This window comes from Alkalihalobacillus bogoriensis ATCC BAA-922 (assembly GCF_000621445.1).
GTDB classification, from domain to species: Bacteria; Bacillota; Bacilli; order Bacillales; family Bacillaceae_F; genus Bacillus_AO; species Bacillus_AO bogoriense.
This window is the reverse complement of record NZ_KK211278.1, coordinates 63,671-82,920: the sequence shown is the minus strand read 5'-3', so window position 1 is coordinate 82,920 and position 19,250 is coordinate 63,671. Positions and strand designations below refer to the sequence as shown.

Sequence of the window (19,250 nt, the reverse complement as noted above, 5' to 3'; positions counted from 1 at the left end):
TTTCATTCACTACGAACTATGTATAGTGAACTCTTAATCGAATTCCCTCTATATTTTACTTGAAAAAACCAAAAGAGGAAAGAGATAATGTGAGAATTGCCGATTTTGTCAATTGTTTCATTTAATTTAACGTTAAAAACAACGCAAATAGGAGAAACCCACCGATACCAGCAATCGTAAAATAACTCATTTTCCATTTTAGACCAATCGTTAGCCAAACTATACATGTAAAAAAAATAACAGCACCCATTGCTATTTGATTATTTACGAACATTATACTCGTACAATACACCATTAACAAAAATAAAATAATTGCTGCGACTAAATAATAAAAATGTGACAACAAAACGCTATAAGACGCCATTTTATAAGCAGCAAAAATCGTAATTCCTATAAAAAGAACACAAATGGCGATTTGCATTACTAGAAAAAAATCAGTAAAATAAATGACAACAACAGATAACAACAAACATATTTGAACGAATACAACAGAAAGCAATTTAAACTTTGCAACCGCTTTTTCTTGTTCCGGTTCAAATTGTTCATCTCCTTCTGAATAAAGAGTTAAAAGGAAATCACAATAATGTTCTGGTAATAATTTCGATTTTTTCCAATGCTTAATTTCATTGATAATTATTTCTTTACGCTCTGGATTCATCATGTCCTCCAAATAAACAACGATATGGTTAATATCGGTTACGTGAACAAAAATGTAAAGGATTTTTGAGAAAAGAAAAAGGTTCACTTCATAGAAGCAAACCTTTTGATACATTTATTCTAAAAAGTCTTTTAAACGTTTACTACGGCTTGGGTGTCTTAATTTACGTAACGCTTTTGCTTCAATTTGACGAATTCTTTCTCGAGTTACACCAAACACTTTACCAACTTCCTCGAGAGTTCTTGTACGTCCATCATCTAACCCAAAGCGTAAACGAAGCACATTTTCTTCACGGTCTGTTAATGTATCAAGAACATCTTCAAGTTGTTCTTTTAGTAATTCATAAGCAGCCGCATCCGAAGGCGCAAGCGCTTCTTGGTCTTCAATAAAATCACCTAAGTGAGAGTCATCTTCTTCACCAATTGGTGTTTCTAATGAAACAGGCTCTTGTGCAATCTTTAAAATTTCACGGACTTTATCCGGAGTTAAATCCATTTCCTCAGACACTTCTTCTGGAGTTGGTTCACGTCCTAGATCTTGTAATAATTGACGTTGGACACGGATAAGCTTATTAATTGTTTCTACCATATGAACCGGAATTCGAATCGTACGAGCTTGGTCTGCGATGGCTCTTGTTATAGCCTGACGAATCCACCATGTTGCATACGTACTAAATTTATATCCTTTTTGGTAATCAAATTTCTCAACGGCTTTAATAAGACCCATGTTGCCTTCTTGAATTAAGTCAAGGAATAACATACCACGACCTACATAGCGTTTTGCAATACTAACAACAAGTCGTAAGTTAGCTTCTGCTAATCTTCGCTTCGCTTCTTCATCGCCATCTTCAATTCGTTTTGCCAAATTAATTTCTTCTTCAGCTGATAATAATGGGACACGCCCAATTTCTTTTAAGTACATGCGAACAGGGTCATTGATTTTAATGCCAGGTGGTACACTTAAGTCATTTAAATCAAATTCCTCTTCTTCTTTGCCTAGTTGCTGTAAATTAGGTACTTCGTCTGTTTCGTTAATAATTTCAATTCCTTGTTCCCCAAGATAATCAAAAAATTCATCGATTTGATCAGAGTCTTGATCAAACACCGCCAGCTTTTCTGTAATGTCGGCGTATGTTAAAACCCCTCTTTTTTTCCCTAATTCAACTAATTGTTCTTTCACTTGATCGATTGACAAATCTCCTTCAGCCAAAGGGCGTAACGGTTTCTCAGCCATTCGATCCCCTCCTTCCATTGTTCACAACACTTCATGCAGCTTCGTAGCCTAGCGTTTTAAGTCTTGCGTCATTTTAATAATTTCCATTCCGATTTTTGCTGCTAATAATACATCTTGCCGCTTCTCAGCTTCTCTCTTTTCTTTTTCTTTTTTCTCAATTTCCATCCATTTCGGATACGTTTCAATCTTTTTCATATAGTCATCAAGCTCTTGGCTGGATAATTCTTCAGAAATGTTCATCATTGCTATTTCGGTTGCTATCGTTACTAATCGTTCATCTTGAATCCGATGAATAAATTCTCCCGGATTTGGATGATGCCCTTCTGCATAATAGGCATACAAGTATGCGGAAATAGCTTGATACTCATCGACATTAAAATCCCCTCCGATTCGTTGTTGAACCGTTTCACAAACATCCGCATCACGCATCATATGGGCTAATAACATTCTTTCAGCATTATGAAAAGCCGGTAATAATCGTTTTTTCTCAAGCGGCTTGCGCTTAAATTCAGTAGCCACCATCGGTTTTTGTTCTTGCTCTTTTCGCGATGATTGACTTGCTCTGAAAATGCGATACTGTTCTTGTTTTAATGCGTCCAATGAAAGGGAGAATTCTTCTGCAATTTGGCGTAAATAATGGTCTCTTTCAACCGGATTTTGCAATCGGGTAATTTCTCCTAGTACTTCTTCGATATAGCGCATCCGTTCTCCTTCATCTTGAAGGTTTTTCCCTCTACGCAAATATTGCATTTTAAATGCCATTAATGTTAAGCTTGCCCCTATTACATCCGTTTTAAAGCGTTCACCGCCAAATTTTTGAATGTAGTCATCAGGATCAAATTTATCTGGCAAAGCAGCAACCTTCACATATGCGCCTGTTGCTTCAAGTATACCAGCCGCTCGAAAAGCTGCTTGAATTCCCGCCTCATCACTGTCATAACAAATGACAACCGACTCCGCATTTCGACGAATAATTTTTGCCTGCATCTCAGTTAATGACGTTCCTAACGTTGCAACACCATTTTTCACACCTGCTCCCCAGGCTGCAATAACATCTACATAACCTTCAAATAAAACAGCTTGATTTTCTTTTCGGATCGTAGGTCTAGCTAAATGTAGACCGTAAATCGTTTTACTTTTTGAAAAGATTATTGTTTCAGGACTATTTAAGTATTTCGGCTTATCATCACCTAACGTCCTTCCACCAAACGCAATCACATTTCCTTGTCCATCCCAGATTGGAAACATCACACGTTTTCGAAACCGATCATAAAATTTTCGGTCAAATTCCCTAATGCCAAGTAACCCACTTTGTTCTAACAGTTTCATGTTCAGTTTTCTTTTTTCAAAAAACGAAACTAAACTGTCCCAGCTTTCTGGCGCATAGCCAATTTGGAATGTTTCAATCATTTCATCCGTAAATCCACGCTCTTTTAAATAGTGTAACCCTTCTTCACCATTTTTAACGTTTAATAAGATATGATGATAAAACTTTGCTGCTAACTCATGGCCCTTAGCAATTTCTTTTTGTTCATGATTGGAACTATCACTGTCTTCACGACTTGTTTCTGGTAAATGAATATTTGCTCGCTTAGCCAATTGTCGAACAGCTTCAATAAACGTATATCCTTCTATTTCTCGTAGAAAAGAAAAAACATTACCACCAGCTCCACATCCAAAACAATGATAAAGCTGTTTATCCGGTGAAACTGAAAAAGAAGGTGTCTTTTCTCCATGGAATGGACAAAGACCACTAAAATTTTTCCCTTGTTTTTTTAATTGAACATAGTCGCCAATCACATCTACAATATCGGATGATTTGCGAATTTGCTCGATTGTTTCATCCGGGATACGTGTTCCCATTAGAAATCATCACCATGCTTTTTGATAAAATATACGTACCAAGATATATAAATTCGACCTTTTTCGTCATTCCCCTTCTTCCTGAGACAAAATTCTTCGAAAAGATTTACAAAATTGATTTCGGTCCTCGTCTGTGAACTTCTTTGGACCTTTTGTCTTGGCTCCTGCCCTCCTTTGTTTTTGAGAAAAATGCCGTTCTTCAAGCATGTTCTCGATTCTTTCTTCAGAAAAGATTATGCCTCTTGGTGATAGGACTTTGGCTTTTTTCGGAAGTAGGATCGATGCCAATGCATGATCTTGTGTCACAACAACATTGTGACTTTTAGCATGATTGACAATGTACATATCTACTGCTTCTTTTTCATTATCCACAAAGACGGTTTGACTCCCTTCCATCTTTGTTCCATGATGAGAATAAGACGTTACGAAAATCACATCATAATGTAACTCTTGAGCAATTACCATGATTTCTTGTTTTACTGGACATGAATCTGCATCAACATAAACGACCCGTTTCTTAGTTTGCATGAGTGTTAATTTCTACATCCCCTTACAAAATCCTTCCTTCTTTTTAATTACCCTTAGAAAAATGTCGACAAACTTTCTTTCAATAACTATCATTACCAAAAAAACAAATAAAAGTCTTGACTTTTTCAATTTATTTGTTCTTTTTTACTTTTATGCTTAATTCTCCTTGATTTTTCAAAAATAAAATTGGTCTATTTTCCAGAAATAATAAAGGGTGTCCCAATAGGATTGTTTCCCTTTGAGACACCCGTAAACCATAATGAGTACTATTCTACTCTCTAGCATGATTTAACATTATTTACCTTGAAACATATTAGAAATTAAATTTGCGGTTTCTTCAACTGCTTTATTTGAAACGTCAATAACTGTACATCCAATTCGCTTCATTAATTTTTCCGCATAGTCCAACTCTTGTTTAATCCGCTCAACACTTGCATAATTCGCTTCGGGTTTTAGTCCTAATGAACGAAGTCGTTCTGAACGGATTTCATTTAGTTTTTCCGGACTGATTTTTAAACCAATACATTTTTTTGCGGACACCTTAAATAATTCTTCTGGCGGTTCTACTTCAGGTACTAGTGGAACATTCGCTACTTTCAGACGTTTATGTGCCAAATATTGAGATAATGGGGTTTTGGACGTTCTAGACACTCCTATTAATACAATATCAGCTCTCATAATCCCGCGTGGATCACGACCATCATCATATTTCACTGCAAATTCGATCGCTTCCACTTTCCTAAAATAATCTTCATCTAAGCGATAAACAAGACCTGGCTCATAGCGTGGCTCTTGTTTTGTTAAATTCCCGATTTTCTCAAGAACCGGTCCGATAATATCAACCGTTTCTACGCCGGCTTCCTCGGCTTGTCGTAATAAATAATGTCGAATATCTGGAATTACAAGCGTGAATGCTATGACAGCATTCACCTGTTTTGCCAACGTGATGACTTCATCGATCGTCCCTTTATCTTCAACATAAGGAATTCTCCTTACTTCAATACCTGTTCCACTAAATTGACTTGCCCCTGCACGAACAACTAAATCTGCTGTTTCTCCTACCGAGTCAGACACGACATAAACGATAGGACGATGTTTAAATTCTACCATGCAAACCTCCTTACTGATTCAAAGAGTCGCTATTATTTTCGAATGGAGTTAGAGCAATTCATCATTGGCTAAATCTACAAGTACTTTTGTCATACTTGTCTTTGTCACTCTTCCAATGACTTCATAACCCGAACCTTTCTCTATTTTTCGAACGACTGGAAGTGCATCAATCTGCTTTGTAATCAATGTATTAGCGACTTCAATAATTAAATCATCTTTCATACACATCGTAATATTGGGCATTCTCGTCATAATAATACTAACAGGCATCGATTCTAACTGCTGTTTTCCTAGACTAGCCCGTAACAAATCTTTACGCGACAGAACTCCTGTTAAAGATGAATGTTTATCCACAACAAATAACGTTCCCACATCTTCTAAAAACATCGTACATATGGCGTCGTACACCGACGAGGAATCATCCACAACAACAGGAATCGATTGATACTGCTGCACTGTAATCTTTTTTACTTTTTCGGTTAATAATTGCGAACCTGTTTTCCCCGTGTAAAAATAACCGACTCTTGGTCTAGCATCTAAAAAGCCTGCCATCGTTAAAATCGCTAAATCTGGCCGTAATGTAGCTCTTGTTAAATTCAAACTTTCCGCGATCTGTTCTCCTGTTATTGGCCCATTGTCTCTTACTAAATCAAGAATGTATTGTTGCCTCACCGTTAGTTCGATCGTGTTCACCACCTTCATAACAGTGCTATACTATTGTTAAAATAACGTAGCTTATTTCCGTTCCTTTATCACAGTAAGCATCCTAATTACGTCTATTTTTATTGTACATGTTCATTATGAAAAAACAATAGCATTAAACTGCGCAAATGATTCAATTGTATCAGCTAACTTCTTCATCTGGCTTAGTCGGTTTGTTTTTAATGCATCCTCTTTTGCCATAACCATAATATTATCAAAATATTGATGGATGACTTCCTGACCTGACGCTAATAATTGAAATGCTTCTGTTGGATTTCCCTCATTCATTAGTTGTTCCACTTTTTCACTTGCATTTTCATAAAACGCAAACAATGCCTTTTCTTCTTCTTTTTCAAATAAAGAAGGATCAATTTGTATCGATTTTAAATCCTTTGCTTTCGCTGCAATGTTCGTAACCCGACTCAACGCCTCAACAATCTCTTTAAAACGAGGTGTGTTTACTTGTTCCATAAGAACATCTGCTTTTTTTACGACCGTTGTTAGTTCTCCTAATTGGCCAACGAGGATAGCGTCAATGATGTCATAACGAACGCCCTTTTCTTGCAATAAGTTTTTCATTCTTAATGTGAAAAACTCTGTTAAATCTTGAACAATCTCTTTTTCTTCTCTTTTTAACAATTGATTTTTTTTTGCAACAGATAACGCAACATCGATGATTTCTTCAACTGAAATGGATAATTTGTGGTCGACAACCATTTGCACGATACCAGCCGCTTGTCTTCTAAGAGCATACGGGTCTTGGGAACCTGTCGGGATTAATCCAATGGAAAAACAAGACACAATCGTATCGATTTTATCTGCTATACTTACCATCGTTCCAACTAACGTTGATGGACTTTGATCACCTGAAAACCGTGGCATATAATGTTCTTTTATCGCTTTGGAAACAACTGGACTTTCTCCAGCTTTTAACGCATATTCCTCCCCCATTCTTCCTTGAAGTTCAGGGAATTCATACACCATTTGTGTCACAAGGTCGAACTTACATAATTTTGCTGCGCGCTCGACTTCTTCACTTTGTTCCACACCAGTTCTTTTCGCTAACTGATTTGCAATTTTTTGAATCCGACGGACTTTGTCTCCTGTCGTGCCTAAATCTTCATGATATACAATCGACTCAAGGCGAGCAAGCGCATCGCTAATTTGCATTTTTTGGTCTTCTTTATAGAAAAACTCAGCATCTGAAAGTCTTGCACGAAGCACTTTTTCATTTCCTTTTTTCACGTTCTCTAAATGTTGATGGTCTCCGTTTCGAACGGTAATAAAGTAAGGAAGTAGTTTACCTTCTTTCGATTGAACAGGGAAGTAACGTTGATGTTCACGCATTGACGTGATAAGCACTTCTTCTGGTAACACTAAAAAGCTTTCTTCAAATCCACCAAATAACGCGGTCGGATATTCAACTAAGTTCGTTACTTCTTCAAGCAATCCCTCATCTACAGGAATCGTCCAATTTCTTTCTTCCTCTATTCCTTTTATTTGCTGGCGAATTGCATTTTTTCGGTCTTCTGGCTGAACTAAAACATGCTCACCTAACAATGTAGTTTTGTAGTCTGTTGGATGTTGAATTTCTACTTTTCCACCAAGGAATCGATGTCCATATGTATAGCGGTCTGCTGAAACATTTGTAATCTCAATAGGGATAATATCTTGCCCATATAGTGCAACTAACCACTGGATCGGACGGACAAACCGTAAATCATATTGATTCCAACGCATATTTTTCGGGAAGCTCATGCTTGTAATTAAAGTTTGAATTTTTGGTAAGACAGATATTGTTTCCTGCCCTTTAATGAATTTTTTTGCAAAAACATATTCTGTTCCTTTTACCTCTTTAAAAAATAATTGACTCTCCTCTACTCCTTGGCCTCTTGCAAATCCAAGTGCAGCTTTTGTCCAGTTTCCTTGTTCATCCATTGCTATCTTTTTAGCAGGTCCCCGGCTCTCTTCTTCAATATCTTCTTGTTTTTCTGCCAACTGGTACACTAAGACCGCTAACCGTCTCGGCGTAGAAAAGGCTTCCACTCGTTCAAATTCAATTTGTTCTTCCGTCAGCCAATTCGTCACTTTTTCTTGCAATTGATTCATCGCATCCGTGACAAAGCGTGCAGGCATTTCTTCTAATCCAACCTCTAATAAAAAATCACGTTTATTCATGTGTTGACTCCCCTTTCTGTTTCAACATCGGAAACCCTAAACGCTCTCGCTCCTCATAATAAACACGGGCACATGTTCTCGCCAAATTTCGAACTCTGCCAATATAACCAGTACGCTCCGTTACCGAAATGGCCCCTCTTGCATCTAATAAGTTAAACACATGAGAACATTTTAGAACATAATCATAAGCAGGGAACACGAGCTTTTCATCTAACGCACGTTTTGCTTCTTGCTCATACGTACTAAACAATTGAAATAGCATTGCACTGTCGGAAACTTCGAACGTATATTTGGAATGCTCATATTCAGGCTGTAAAAAGATATCGCCATATGTAAACCCATTTACCCATTCTAAATCAAATACATTTTCTTTATCTTGAATATAAGATGCTAACCGTTCAATACCATATGTAATTTCAACAGCAACAGGATTGGCATCAATTCCACCTACTTGCTGGAAATACGTGAATTGAGTGATTTCCATTCCATCTAACCAAACTTCCCAACCTAATCCCCACGCTCCTAACGTGGGTGCCTCCCAGTTGTCTTCTACAAACCGGATATCATGTTCAAGCGGGTTTACCCCTAATTGCTTTAAACTTTCTAAATAAAGCTCTTGAATATTATCTGGAGATGGTTTCATAATGACCTGAAATTGATGATGTTGATATAAACGATTAGGATTCTCTCCATAACGACCATCTACCGGCCTTCTGGATGGTTCAACATATGCGACATTCCAAGGTTCAGGACCTATACTTCGCAAGTATGTCATCGGATTCATCGTTCCGGCCCCTTTTTCAACATCATACGCTTGAGCAATGATACAATTTTGTTCAGCCCAAAAGTTTTGCAACGTTAAAATCATCGTTTGCACATTCATTTTTTTGCCTCCTTCATTTTTTCCTAACAGGTACTCGAATAAGAAAAACGCGGAGCGTCTTTTCTTTCAAGCGAAGTGCGGAGCCTTCGCTCTTCTTGAAATAGCTTTCAAAGCTTCACTGCTAGACCAAAATTTTTATACTTTCTTATTTTTAAATAAAAAAACTCCCGTCCCTATGTCTTAAGACATAGGGACGGGAGTTCACCCGCGGTTCCACCCTATTTGCTTTTCTTTAGAAAAGCCACTTTCAAAATACTACGCGCTCCAGACTGCCTTCCTTATCATTTGTTCTCTAGCTTACACCACCCTAGAGTCGCTTTTTAACAAAGAGGATAAGTACTACTTTCCTTCGTTGCACCATATAATTAATTGAATAATACTCGATCTCAAACCACTCTGTCAACTTTCATTTTCTTGATTAACATCCATTCGTTCTAATTGTTCTAAAAAACGTTTAGATTTTAGCTGAATGCCAGAGTATGTATCGTAATAAGCTGAAATCACAGTCGCTAGTTCTTTTTTTGTTTCTTTTTTTACCGATATTGCACCTAATTTATCGAGATTAATCGTTGAAAATAAACGAAGTAGCCTTATCGTCGCAGGTGATATTCTCATCAAGTGAGGATCTTTAAAATAACATCGGTGACACAGGAAACCTGCTTCCTTAATGGAAAAACTAAATTCTCCTTCCACCTGACCACACGATGCGCATTGATGAAGTTCAGGCTGTATACCAGCGACAATGAACATTTTAACTTCATAAATCCGAGTTAATATTTCACTATCAATGCCTTCATCAATATAATGTAAGGTTTTTTGTAACAAATCAAATAAAGCAGGGTGTGGATGACGTTCCTCAGTTAGTCTGTCTGTTAATTCAATAACGTAAGAAGCATAAGAGGCTCGAAATAAATCATTCCGAACCTCTCGAAAAGACTCAATAATTTCCCCTTGTTGCAACGTCGATAATCCTGTACTTTTGTAGAACAAGAAATATCCATGGACAAATAATTGAGAAATTGAAGTCAACCGACTTTTCGGCTTTTTTGCACCACGTGCCATTACACCTATTTTGCCAAACTCACGGGTAAGTAATGTAATTATTTTATTTGATTCTCCATAATCAATCGATCGAATTACAATGCCTTCTGCTTTTTGTAGCATATTGTCACCACTTATTTTCATGTAAAACAAGGTGTGAACGTTAATGAGCGTCTAGTTGGTTCATTGGCTCTTCCAACTCTTCATCACCTGAGTCATCTAAATCTCTTTCTAGCTCCTTCATTAACAAGTATGTGTCAATGCTCCCTGTTTTCGAAAATACCTTCCAGGAAAAATCAAGCATGTTGAGATTCCACCTTTCACAAAAGGATTAATAGACCGCTCTATAATAATAGCTTGACCTTGTTTTCAAAAATCATGTTAAGGAAATATTGTAAATTTCCTTGTGTATAATATTATCTTAAATACAATGAGCAAAAAAAACAATGGTTCCATACTGACTAATAATATTAAATCTTTATTAACAGTTTTACTTTTAGATAACAAATTAATACTCGTCTTCGCGAAATCCAAAATCTTTTAAATGAAGCGGACGATTTCTCCAGTCTTTTTGAACTTTCACCCATAATTCAAGAAACACTTTTGAACCTAATAGTGTTTCAATATCTTGTCTAGCATTTTTTCCAATTTCCTTTAATAAAGAACCTTGCTTTCCAATAATAATCCCTTTTTGAGATGACCGTTCAACAATAATGGTTGCTCCGATATAAACTGTCTCATTATGACGTTCTTTCATTTGTTCAATAACAACGGCAATTGAATGAGGAATTTCTTCACGCGTGACGTGTAACACCTTTTCACGAATTAATTCTGAAACGATAAATCGTTCAGGATGGTCCGTTACTTGGTCAGCTGGATAATATTGTGGTCCTTCTGGCATATAACTCGTAATTTGAGTTAGTAATGTCTCCACATTATTTCCTTCTAACGCAGAAACTGGGACGATTTCTTTAAATGGGTAACGGTCTTTATAAGTCGATATGATTTCTAATAATTTCTCAGGGTGAACCTTATCAATTTTATTTAATACTAGAAATACTGGCGTATTCGTATTTTCAAGCCGTTCTAAGATGAACTGTTCCCCAGGACCAAATGATTGGTCTGCATCGGTCACAAACAGAATCAAATCAACTTCTTTTAATGTATTAGTGGCTACTTTCATCATAAAATCGCCAAGCTTATGTTTTGGTTTATGTATACCAGGAGTATCAATGAAAATAACTTGCGAATCGTTTGTTGTGTAAACCCCTTGCACTTTATTACGTGTTGTCTGTGGCTTATCACTCATAATTGCAATCTTCTGTCCGATAATCTTGTTTAATAATGTTGATTTACCTACATTTGGTCTGCCAATAATAGCAGCAAATCCAGATTTATAGTTAGTATTATTCATGTAAATCCTCCGCTGTAAATGCTCCAGGCAACAACTTAGAAATCGTTGTTTCTGTTGTTTGTCCTTGCAAGTTTGTTAAAAAAACAGGCATATCATGTGGGCAATGTTCGACTAGTACTTGTCTACAAGCTCCACATGGTGAAATCGGACCAGATGTATCTCCGATAACTGCTATCGCCGTAAATGTTTTGTCCCCTTCTGAAATTGCTTTGAAGATTGCTGTTCGTTCAGCACAATTTGTTAATCCATAAGAGGCATTTTCGATGTTACAACCTCGATAAATTTTTCCTGAATCAGTCAAAAGGGCAGCTCCAACCTTAAAGTTTGAATAAGGGACATATGCAAAGTCCATCGCTTTTTTTGCTTCTGTAATTATGTTTTGTTTATCCATTATGATTCATCCTTTCGTTTCCCACGTATATGTATTGTGACATCCTTTTCGTCAAAAACAGCCTCACATTCTCCCAGCCCTTCTGACGGATCAGGCGGTACAACGACACCACCAGAGATGATGAATTTAAGGCCTTGTTCAACTGTCATATTAAGAAATGTTACATCTTCTTTTGGCACTAGCACTAACCATCCCGAAGTAGGATTTGGTGTTGTCGGTAAAAAAACATTAATACATGCTTTTGATGTTACGCGCTGGACTTCCCCTTTTGATTCTCCAGTAAGAAATCCAATCGTATACAATCCTTTTCGAGGGTACTCAAGAAGAACAACACGCTGAAATGACGAACGTTCTTGGGCAAAAGCATGGATGATTTGTTCCACACTCGTGTAAATTGAGTTTGCAATTGGGATTCTACGAAAGGCACGGTCAATCGTAAGAAATACTTGACTAGCTTGTCCCTTTATTCGCATGGAACCTATCCATGTAATTAAGAATATCGTCAAAATAAAACCAATCCCTAATAGTCTCTCTGAAAATGGAGTATACACACCTAAAAAATATATACTTCCTTCATGAAGTGTAATAATATTTAATGCTTTTAAAATACTCGTTATAAATGACCCTAAAAAAGCATCAATTAATGAGAAAAGGAACTGGATTAAATAGATCGTTGCAATAGCTGGCAATAAAAAGATTAATCCTGCAATAATGTTTTTTTGAAACCTTTTCCACATTTACGTCGATACTCCTCTCTTGGCTTCACCCTACATCAAAACAGCTATAAACGGCGGTAATAAAATTATAAGTCCAATGATGACAGCAATAAGACTAAACACAAATACAGCTGCCGCTGCAATATCTTTTGCAATTTTGGCTAAAGGATGGTATTCATTCGTGATAAAATCAATTGTTCTTTCAACCGCTGTATTCATCACTTCAAGTGAAAATACAACACCAATAACAAGTAAAAGAATAACCTTTTCTAGCTTTGACACGTCTAGCAAAAAGGCGATAGTCATGACGACAGTACCAATCAACAGATGGATCCGCATATTTTGTTCGTTTACTAAAACATAACGCAACCCAGACCAAGCATAAACAAACGAGCGCAATAGACGAGTTAGACCCCACCGATTTTTATCTTTTAAGTCCATATGCCTGTAAAATTTCCTCTTGAAGAGAAAACATTTCTTTTTCTTCTTGTTCTGTCATATGATCATACCCAAGCAAATGTAATGTCCCATGAACAATTAAAAAAGCTAACTCCCGCTCAAACGAATGCTCGTATTCATCAGCTTGTTCTTTTGCTCGAGGAATGGATACGATAATATCCCCGAGCATATTTACCTCTTCGCCACCTACAATTTGCAATTCCACGTCTTCATTGTCATTTAAGGCAAATGAAATCACATCTGTAACAGCATCTTTATTTCGATACTCCTTATTGATTTCACGAATGGTATTATTATCTACTAACGAAACAGACACTTCGATGTCACCTTCAACTTTTTCATGTTCTAACGTTGCGATAATAACCTCTTTAATAAGTGAAACGTGCACTGATTCTACTTGTTCTGTTTCATCGTTAATATCAATTTCTATTCCCATTTGACTCACCCTTTTTTTCTTTTACGTCTTCTGGATATTCAATTCTTGAATGGAATGTTCCCTGTAACGTTTCACAAATCGAAATCGCAATCTTATCTAGCTCTTTCATTGTTAGGTCACACTCATCAAATTGCCCATCTTCTAAACGGTCATTAATAATCTTTCGGACTAAATTTTCTATCTTGTCTGGCGTAGGCTTTGAAATCGACCGTACGGCTGCTTCAACTGAATCAGCAATTCCGACAATCGCAGCGACTTTCGTTTGTGCTTTCGGTCCGGGATAGCGGAATTGGGATTCTGGTATGGGGTTATCACAATCTTTATTTGCCTTATGGTAAAAGAATTTCAATAACGTTGTTCCATGATGCTGTTCTGCAATATCAACGATTTCCTTTGGCATTTTATATTCGCGAAGCAATTCCGCACCATCATAAGGATGTGAAATAATAATCGTTTTACTTAGTTGTGGTGAAATTTTATCATGGGGATTATCCATTTTCATTTGATTTTCAATGAAGAAATGGGGCCTTCTCGTTTTCCCTAAATCATGATAATAAGACCCTACTCTAGCTAGTAACCCATTTGCACCAACAGACTCACAAGCAGCCTCGGCTAAGTTTCCAACAACGACACTATGGTGATATGTTCCCGGTGCCTCCAAAAGAATCTTTCGTAGTAACGGATGATTCGGATTGGACAACTCAATTAATTTAGTAGTTGATAAAATTCCAAAACCCGCTTCAAAAAAAGGTAACAATCCAAGTGTTAATACAGCCGCAAGAAACCCCGACAGAAAAGCAAACCCTAGATGCATTCCAATTTCCAAGCCACTTTGTTGAAAACTTTTTAATAATAAAATCGCCATGATGGTTAATATATTAATAAAAGAAATAAATAACCCCGTTTGAAGAATGCGAGAAATTTTATTTGTTTTCCCTAAAAAGTACACACCTGCAAACGAGCTAAATAACACATAAATCCCGTATTGAAAATTAAATGTACCCACCGTTTCATTGTTAAATAAAATACTGGCAACTACAGCAAAGAAAATACTCGCAAACAGTGCCACTCGTTCATGAAGAAGCATCGTAAGCAACATTGACCCAACCGCGACGGGAACAATCAATCCAACCCCTGGATAATCTAAATTCTCTAATAAACTTGTGATTTTCATTACGACAAGGGTTACAAAAAAGATTAGTACAAACATTAATAGATGGCTATTGTTTGTTTTGACACTTGTCTGCGCTTCATTTAAATAGTAGGCTAACATTCCAATCATTAATAATATTAGTATGGCAAGACCAGCATAGGGATATCCGTTAAATGTATCGTCTAAAAGACCAACTAACCGCAACTGTTCATATACTTCATGATTGACCATTTCACCAGCTTTCACTAACAGTTGCCCTTCACGAATAATGACAGGTTCCACTCGTTCAACAGCTTCTTGCTGTAGCCGCTCTGTTGCTTGGTCATCATAAATATAGTTAGGGATAATCGCAAATTGAGCGAGTTCAATCATCGCTGTATGTAACCGACTACTTACCGTGGATATTGCAATTTTTTCTTGAACTGATTGTTTTGCATCCGCTAAATCATTGATTGCAATGCGTTGACTCATCACTTCATAGACAACATTTTTTGTCGTTTCACGAGCCATTTGTAATTGCGTTTCATTCGCTTGAAGTAATGTTAGAATTGTTTCATCTGATAAATCATTACTCGTCCCAGTAGAAATGACGTTTTGTACATATTCTAATTTTTCTTCTAAACTTTCCTCTTCCTGTCCTTCTGCTTGTTCATCCGCTTCCTCAACGTCTTCAACAACAACTTCCTCATGTGCTTGTTGTTTAATTAATTCAAAAATGTCATTAATCTTTTCAATTTGGAGTTGAGCATACTCATTTTTTTGAGAATAAACGGGACGAATTTCTTGAACCGCTTCTTTACGTTTTTGTTCTGTTGCCACTTTATTCTCGACTGTTATAGGAGAACGTATATCTCTATCAGCAATCGATGACATTTGTATATTTAGTCGTTCTGGTGTCACATTGTCAAGCATTGCTAAAAAGAGGACAATCCCCAGTGTCATAAATAGTATAATTCGGATATACCGGTGGTCTTTGATTCGGTTCCACCATCTAATATTGTCAATAGGTGCTCGTTTTCTCATTGGTTTCACCACCTTCATTCTTCTTTACCAGTTTCCCTTAAGTATGAAAACGGAAGACCCTCAAGAGATTTGAGGGTCTTACTGTTGCTGATTTCCCTTTTCTTTTTCCTCAGCATGCTCATATGCATTTAACACCTTTTGCACAAGTGTATGACGAACAACATCTGTTGGTTGTAGGTAAATAAAATCAATCTCATTAACTTTTTCTAATATTTGAATGGCGACTTTTAATCCTGATTTTTTTCCTTTTGGTAAATCGACTTGTGTTAAATCCCCATTAATGACCATTTTCGATCCGAATCCAAGACGGGTTAGAAACATTTTCATTTGCTCTTGTGTTGTGTTTTGTGCTTCGTCTAAAATGACAAACGAATCATCCAATGTTCGACCTCTCATATAAGCAAGTGGCGCGACTTCAATTGTTCCTCGCTCCATCAATCTTGTCGTATGTTCAGCACCTAACACTTCATGTAAGGCATCATACAACGGTCGTAAATAAGGGTCAACTTTTTCTTTTAAGTCACCTGGTAAAAAACCTAAGCTTTCTCCGGCTTCAACTGCTGGGCGGGTTAATACAATTTTTTTAACTCGTCCATCTTTTAATGCAGTTACAGCCATAACAACAGCTAAAAAGGTTTTCCCTGTACCAGCGGGACCTATCCCAAACACCATATCCCTTTTTTGAATCGCTGAAACATAATGCTTCTGTCCTAATGTTTTAACAACGATTGGCTTACCTTTCGTATTTACAGCCAATTTTTCGCCGTATAAGTTTACGATTTCCTCTAGCAAGTTTTTTTCTGCTAATTGAATTGCGTAAACAACATCACGTTCAGAAATGGATGCACCTTTCCGAAGTAATGTAAGCAATGTTTGCAATACATTCGCAACAGTTTCAACTTGTTTCTCATCTCCTAAGACGGAAACCGTTTCGCCTCTAGTCGTTATAGAGATGCCTAACTTTTCCTCGATCCTTTTTAAATGAACGTCATTGGGTCCAAATAATGTTTGTGTTTCAGTTTGGTCTTTTGCCTCTAATTGAATTAATTTCATTTCTGACAATAACCTCAGTCTCCTTGAATAATCGGTTGTGCCGATGTGATTTCTTCAATTACTTGGTAATGTATCGTTAATTTAACTTTACCATTCTCAACACTCTCGTGCAAAACTTTTTCACCTTTTATTGTGGCATCCTCTTGAATTTTATCTTTCAGTTCTTCTTTTGCGCGCTTTTTGGCCACTTCTTTTGCTTCCTCTTCCGTGTACGTCATTTCTGTTTTTTGTTTTTCAAGCCACTGCTTACTCTTATACTGTACAGGAAGCGTCCAATTTAAAAGTCGAAATGAATAGTTTCTTTCAAAAATCTCATATTCATTATATTTCTCTCCAAAAAAACCCCAAAAAGGAATGTCCGTTCCAAAAAAACTTAAATAATGCCTTTTCTCATAATTACCTGTTAAAGTATCGTACGTAGCTTCTAACGGAACGGACACGTCTGACTTGTACCAAATTTCTCCATAAACTTCTGCTTGTGCTGGTACAATTTCTGTCTTTCCTTCTTTTCCAATAAACCCTGAAACGAGAATATCACCCTCATTTACGAATTCATTCGGCTTTACTAATGCTTGGCCTTTTTCAACAAATAAATCATGAACAATCGCTTTTTTTGTAGCTACTAAATGCCGCGGACTGATTAATTCTTTTTCCTCAGGTAATGTTTGCTCAACGACTTCAAAGTGAAAGGTCGTCCCATTTAAACGGACTCCAACCCATGTCGCATCTTCTAATCGGTCTGATACTTCTTTTTGAATATCTTCTACACTTGGAAGAACAAACATAAATTTGCCACGTTTAATCCCTAGGTCAGCTACCACTTGTTGAAGTTGGTGCTCCACCTTTGGTGAAGCCCCTTCAATCGAAATGTTCCACACGACATTGGATAGGACAAAAAGAAGAAATAAAAACCCGGCAACTCCAGCAGTGAATCCCCCTCTTTTTATCATACTTTTTTGTAAAAAAGGAAGACCCCTTCTCTCCATAAAAGTGACTTTACATTCTGTTTGTTTCACTATTTCTTTTACTCTTTTGGCATCCTCAAGAGAGATATAACATACAATTCGTTCATTCCCTAATCTTTTTATATTCCATAAATCTATCCTCTTTTGAATACAACGATTTAAGAATCGTTCACCGTAAGGTCCATCGATTCTCATTTTGACATAACCTTGTAAATAAGACACCCACCCGTTCTTCATCATTATCCCCCTAAGCTCAAAATCATAAATTTATTCGTTAATATATAGGACCTGATCGATTTTCCCTTCCAGTAACAATTCTTCAGGAAGAATCGTTTTGATGACAAATTGTTCCCCTTTAATAATTAACTGTCCTTGTCCTTGGGATAGTAACAACCGCAGTTCTTCATTTGAAAATTGAAGAACACCACGATGATTTTCAATATAGATATGTAATTGTCCAATCATCGTAATCCGCGGTAGGTCCATGAGCACATCAGCTGGAAGGTCCATCTGATTTGTTATCCATTTCCTCATTCGTTGCTGCCATTTTTTCATGCATCAAGACCTCCTCTCCTCTCATTTTTATGAAGAAAGATGGTCCACTATCACTAAAAAGTCGATTTTGTCCGTGTCTTTTCTGAATTCTCATTTTTCGCTTGCAAAGAACTGTCACAAGTTCCGATTCTTTGTTACTACAAATAAAGAAAAACGCGAGAGCATCTTTTTCTTTTTAAGCGAAGTGCGGACCCCTGTCCGCTTTTGACATTGAACCCCAAGTTCTCTCCTTGGGGTGAAACACGCAGGCGCAAAAGCCTTCGTTCTTCTACTTTCAAAATTAGCTGCTAGACCAAAATTTTATCTTTCTTATCTTTTAAAAAAAGGAGCCACAAACGCGATAATCACGTTTGTGGCTCCTTTTTTTATATTCGAACACTTCTTCTTGGTTGCTTCGCCTTTGGTTTTCCTAATACTTCCGACCAAACGACAGCTTTCATTGCATCTTCTCGCGTTAACTCAGAAAAATGTAGCTGTAAAGAAGGCGTTTTTCCAATTTCTCGTGTTTCAATTGGACTTTGCCGAATCGGGTCATTCATGAAGGTTAAACCCGCTTCCGCTTTCTTTTGAAGCAACTCTTGTTTTTTCTTTAATATATCGCGTTCCTTTTGCAGTTCTGTTCGTTTGTCTTCTACATGCTGTGTTATCGTTTCTGTATCCATTGTCGGTTGTAGTGGCGCTGGTCGAGATGTTTCTTGTTGTGGCTGTTGTTCAGCTTGAGTAAAAATCTCTTCCCAGTTGATGTCTCGTTTTTCTTGTCCTTGTTGCTGTGGTTTCTTAGGTTGCTGTTCTTTCTTTTGTTCAGCACTTCGGCTAAACAAATTCCATAATGCACCTAAAATAATGATTAACCATATAGGATTAAATTCCATGTTTTGAACTCTCCTTT

General features: G+C 37.0%; 20 protein-coding genes. All 20 read right to left on the bottom strand.

Features of this window, described 5'->3' with window-relative positions; all coding sequences use genetic code 11:
* Nucleotides 1-121 precede the first annotated feature (121 nt).
* Nucleotides 122-658 carry a hypothetical protein gene (locus T323_RS0118840; RefSeq protein ID WP_026674676.1) on the bottom strand — a complete coding sequence of 179 codons (537 nt, stop codon included), beginning with the start codon at nt 656-658 and terminating at the stop codon, nt 122-124.
* A 114-nt stretch (nt 659-772) separates the two neighbouring features.
* Nucleotides 773-1,891: an RNA polymerase sigma factor RpoD gene (rpoD, locus tag T323_RS0118835; RefSeq protein ID WP_026674675.1), complete on the bottom strand. Its 1,119-nt coding sequence runs from the start codon at nt 1,889-1,891 to the stop codon at nt 773-775.
* 48 nt (nt 1,892-1,939) lie between these two features.
* The gene (gene dnaG / locus T323_RS0118830; RefSeq protein WP_026674674.1) at nt 1,940-3,754 is read right to left on the bottom strand and encodes a DNA primase; all 1,815 of its coding nucleotides are present in this window, start codon (nt 3,752-3,754) and stop codon (nt 1,940-1,942) included.
* A gap of 66 nt (nt 3,755-3,820) precedes the next feature.
* Nucleotides 3,821-4,282 carry a YaiI/YqxD family protein gene (locus T323_RS0118825; protein ID WP_026674673.1) on the bottom strand — a complete coding sequence of 154 codons (462 nt, stop codon included), beginning with the start codon at nt 4,280-4,282 and terminating at the stop codon, nt 3,821-3,823.
* Between the two features lie 294 nt (nt 4,283-4,576).
* Nucleotides 4,577-5,392 (bottom strand): pyruvate, water dikinase regulatory protein, encoded by an 816-nt coding sequence (locus T323_RS0118820; protein WP_026674672.1) that lies wholly within the window; start codon nt 5,390-5,392, stop codon nt 4,577-4,579.
* A gap of 48 nt (nt 5,393-5,440) precedes the next feature.
* Nucleotides 5,441-6,094, bottom strand: coding sequence for a transcriptional regulator CcpN (ccpN, locus tag T323_RS0118815; RefSeq protein WP_084309328.1), 654 nt, complete (start codon nt 6,092-6,094; stop codon nt 5,441-5,443).
* Nucleotides 6,095-6,190: 96 nt separating this feature from the next.
* Nucleotides 6,191-8,272: a glycine--tRNA ligase subunit beta gene (glyS, locus tag T323_RS0118810; RefSeq protein ID WP_026674670.1), complete on the bottom strand. Its 2,082-nt coding sequence runs from the start codon at nt 8,270-8,272 to the stop codon at nt 6,191-6,193.
* Nucleotides 8,265-9,155: a glycine--tRNA ligase subunit alpha gene (gene glyQ, locus T323_RS0118805; protein WP_026674669.1), complete on the bottom strand. Its 891-nt coding sequence runs from the start codon at nt 9,153-9,155 to the stop codon at nt 8,265-8,267. Before glyQ ends, glyS begins: the two co-directional genes overlap by 8 nt.
* Before the next feature lie 399 nt (nt 9,156-9,554).
* Complete coding sequence (gene recO, locus T323_RS0118800) at nt 9,555-10,319, bottom strand: DNA repair protein RecO (protein WP_026674668.1); 765 nt, start codon at nt 10,317-10,319, stop codon at nt 9,555-9,557.
* Between the two features lie 40 nt (nt 10,320-10,359).
* Nucleotides 10,360-10,500 (bottom strand): YqzL family protein, encoded by a 141-nt coding sequence (locus tag T323_RS28520; protein WP_084309327.1) that lies wholly within the window; start codon nt 10,498-10,500, stop codon nt 10,360-10,362.
* Nucleotides 10,501-10,704: 204 nt separating this feature from the next.
* Nucleotides 10,705-11,610 (bottom strand): GTPase Era, encoded by a 906-nt coding sequence (gene era, locus T323_RS0118790; protein WP_026674667.1) that lies wholly within the window; start codon nt 11,608-11,610, stop codon nt 10,705-10,707.
* Nucleotides 11,603-12,001: a cytidine deaminase gene (locus T323_RS0118785; protein WP_026674666.1), complete on the bottom strand. Its 399-nt coding sequence runs from the start codon at nt 11,999-12,001 to the stop codon at nt 11,603-11,605. The genes era and T323_RS0118785 overlap by 8 nt, the downstream gene beginning before the upstream one ends.
* A complete protein-coding gene (locus T323_RS0118780) occupies nt 12,001-12,738 on the bottom strand; it encodes a DUF502 domain-containing protein (RefSeq protein ID WP_026674665.1) in 738 nt (245 codons plus the stop codon). Before T323_RS0118780 ends, T323_RS0118785 begins: the two co-directional genes overlap by 1 nt.
* A gap of 30 nt (nt 12,739-12,768) precedes the next feature.
* Nucleotides 12,769-13,158 carry a diacylglycerol kinase gene (locus T323_RS0118775; protein WP_026674664.1) on the bottom strand — a complete coding sequence of 130 codons (390 nt, stop codon included), beginning with the start codon at nt 13,156-13,158 and terminating at the stop codon, nt 12,769-12,771.
* Entirely contained in the window at nt 13,142-13,612 is a 471-nt protein-coding gene (gene ybeY / locus T323_RS0118770; protein WP_026674663.1) for an rRNA maturation RNase YbeY, read from the bottom strand. Before ybeY ends, T323_RS0118775 begins: the two co-directional genes overlap by 17 nt.
* On the bottom strand, nt 13,596-15,788 hold the full coding sequence (locus T323_RS0118765) for an HD family phosphohydrolase (RefSeq protein ID WP_035179306.1): 2,193 nt from the start codon (nt 15,786-15,788) through the stop codon (nt 13,596-13,598). The genes ybeY and T323_RS0118765 overlap by 17 nt, the downstream gene beginning before the upstream one ends.
* Nucleotides 15,789-15,866: 78 nt before the next feature.
* Nucleotides 15,867-16,850, bottom strand: coding sequence for a PhoH family protein (locus T323_RS27115; RefSeq protein WP_035179304.1), 984 nt, complete (start codon nt 16,848-16,850; stop codon nt 15,867-15,869).
* Between the two features lie 5 nt (nt 16,851-16,855).
* A complete protein-coding gene (gene yqfD / locus T323_RS0118755) occupies nt 16,856-18,043 on the bottom strand; it encodes a sporulation protein YqfD (protein WP_026674661.1) in 1,188 nt (395 codons plus the stop codon).
* Between the two features lie 30 nt (nt 18,044-18,073).
* Entirely contained in the window at nt 18,074-18,361 is a 288-nt protein-coding gene (yqfC, locus tag T323_RS0118750; RefSeq protein ID WP_026674660.1) for a sporulation protein YqfC, read from the bottom strand.
* A 365-nt stretch (nt 18,362-18,726) separates the two neighbouring features.
* Nucleotides 18,727-19,233, bottom strand: a complete 507-nt coding sequence (locus T323_RS0118745) for a YqfB family membrane protein (protein ID WP_026674659.1) — start codon at nt 19,231-19,233, stop codon at nt 18,727-18,729.
* Nucleotides 19,234-19,250 lie beyond the last annotated feature (17 nt).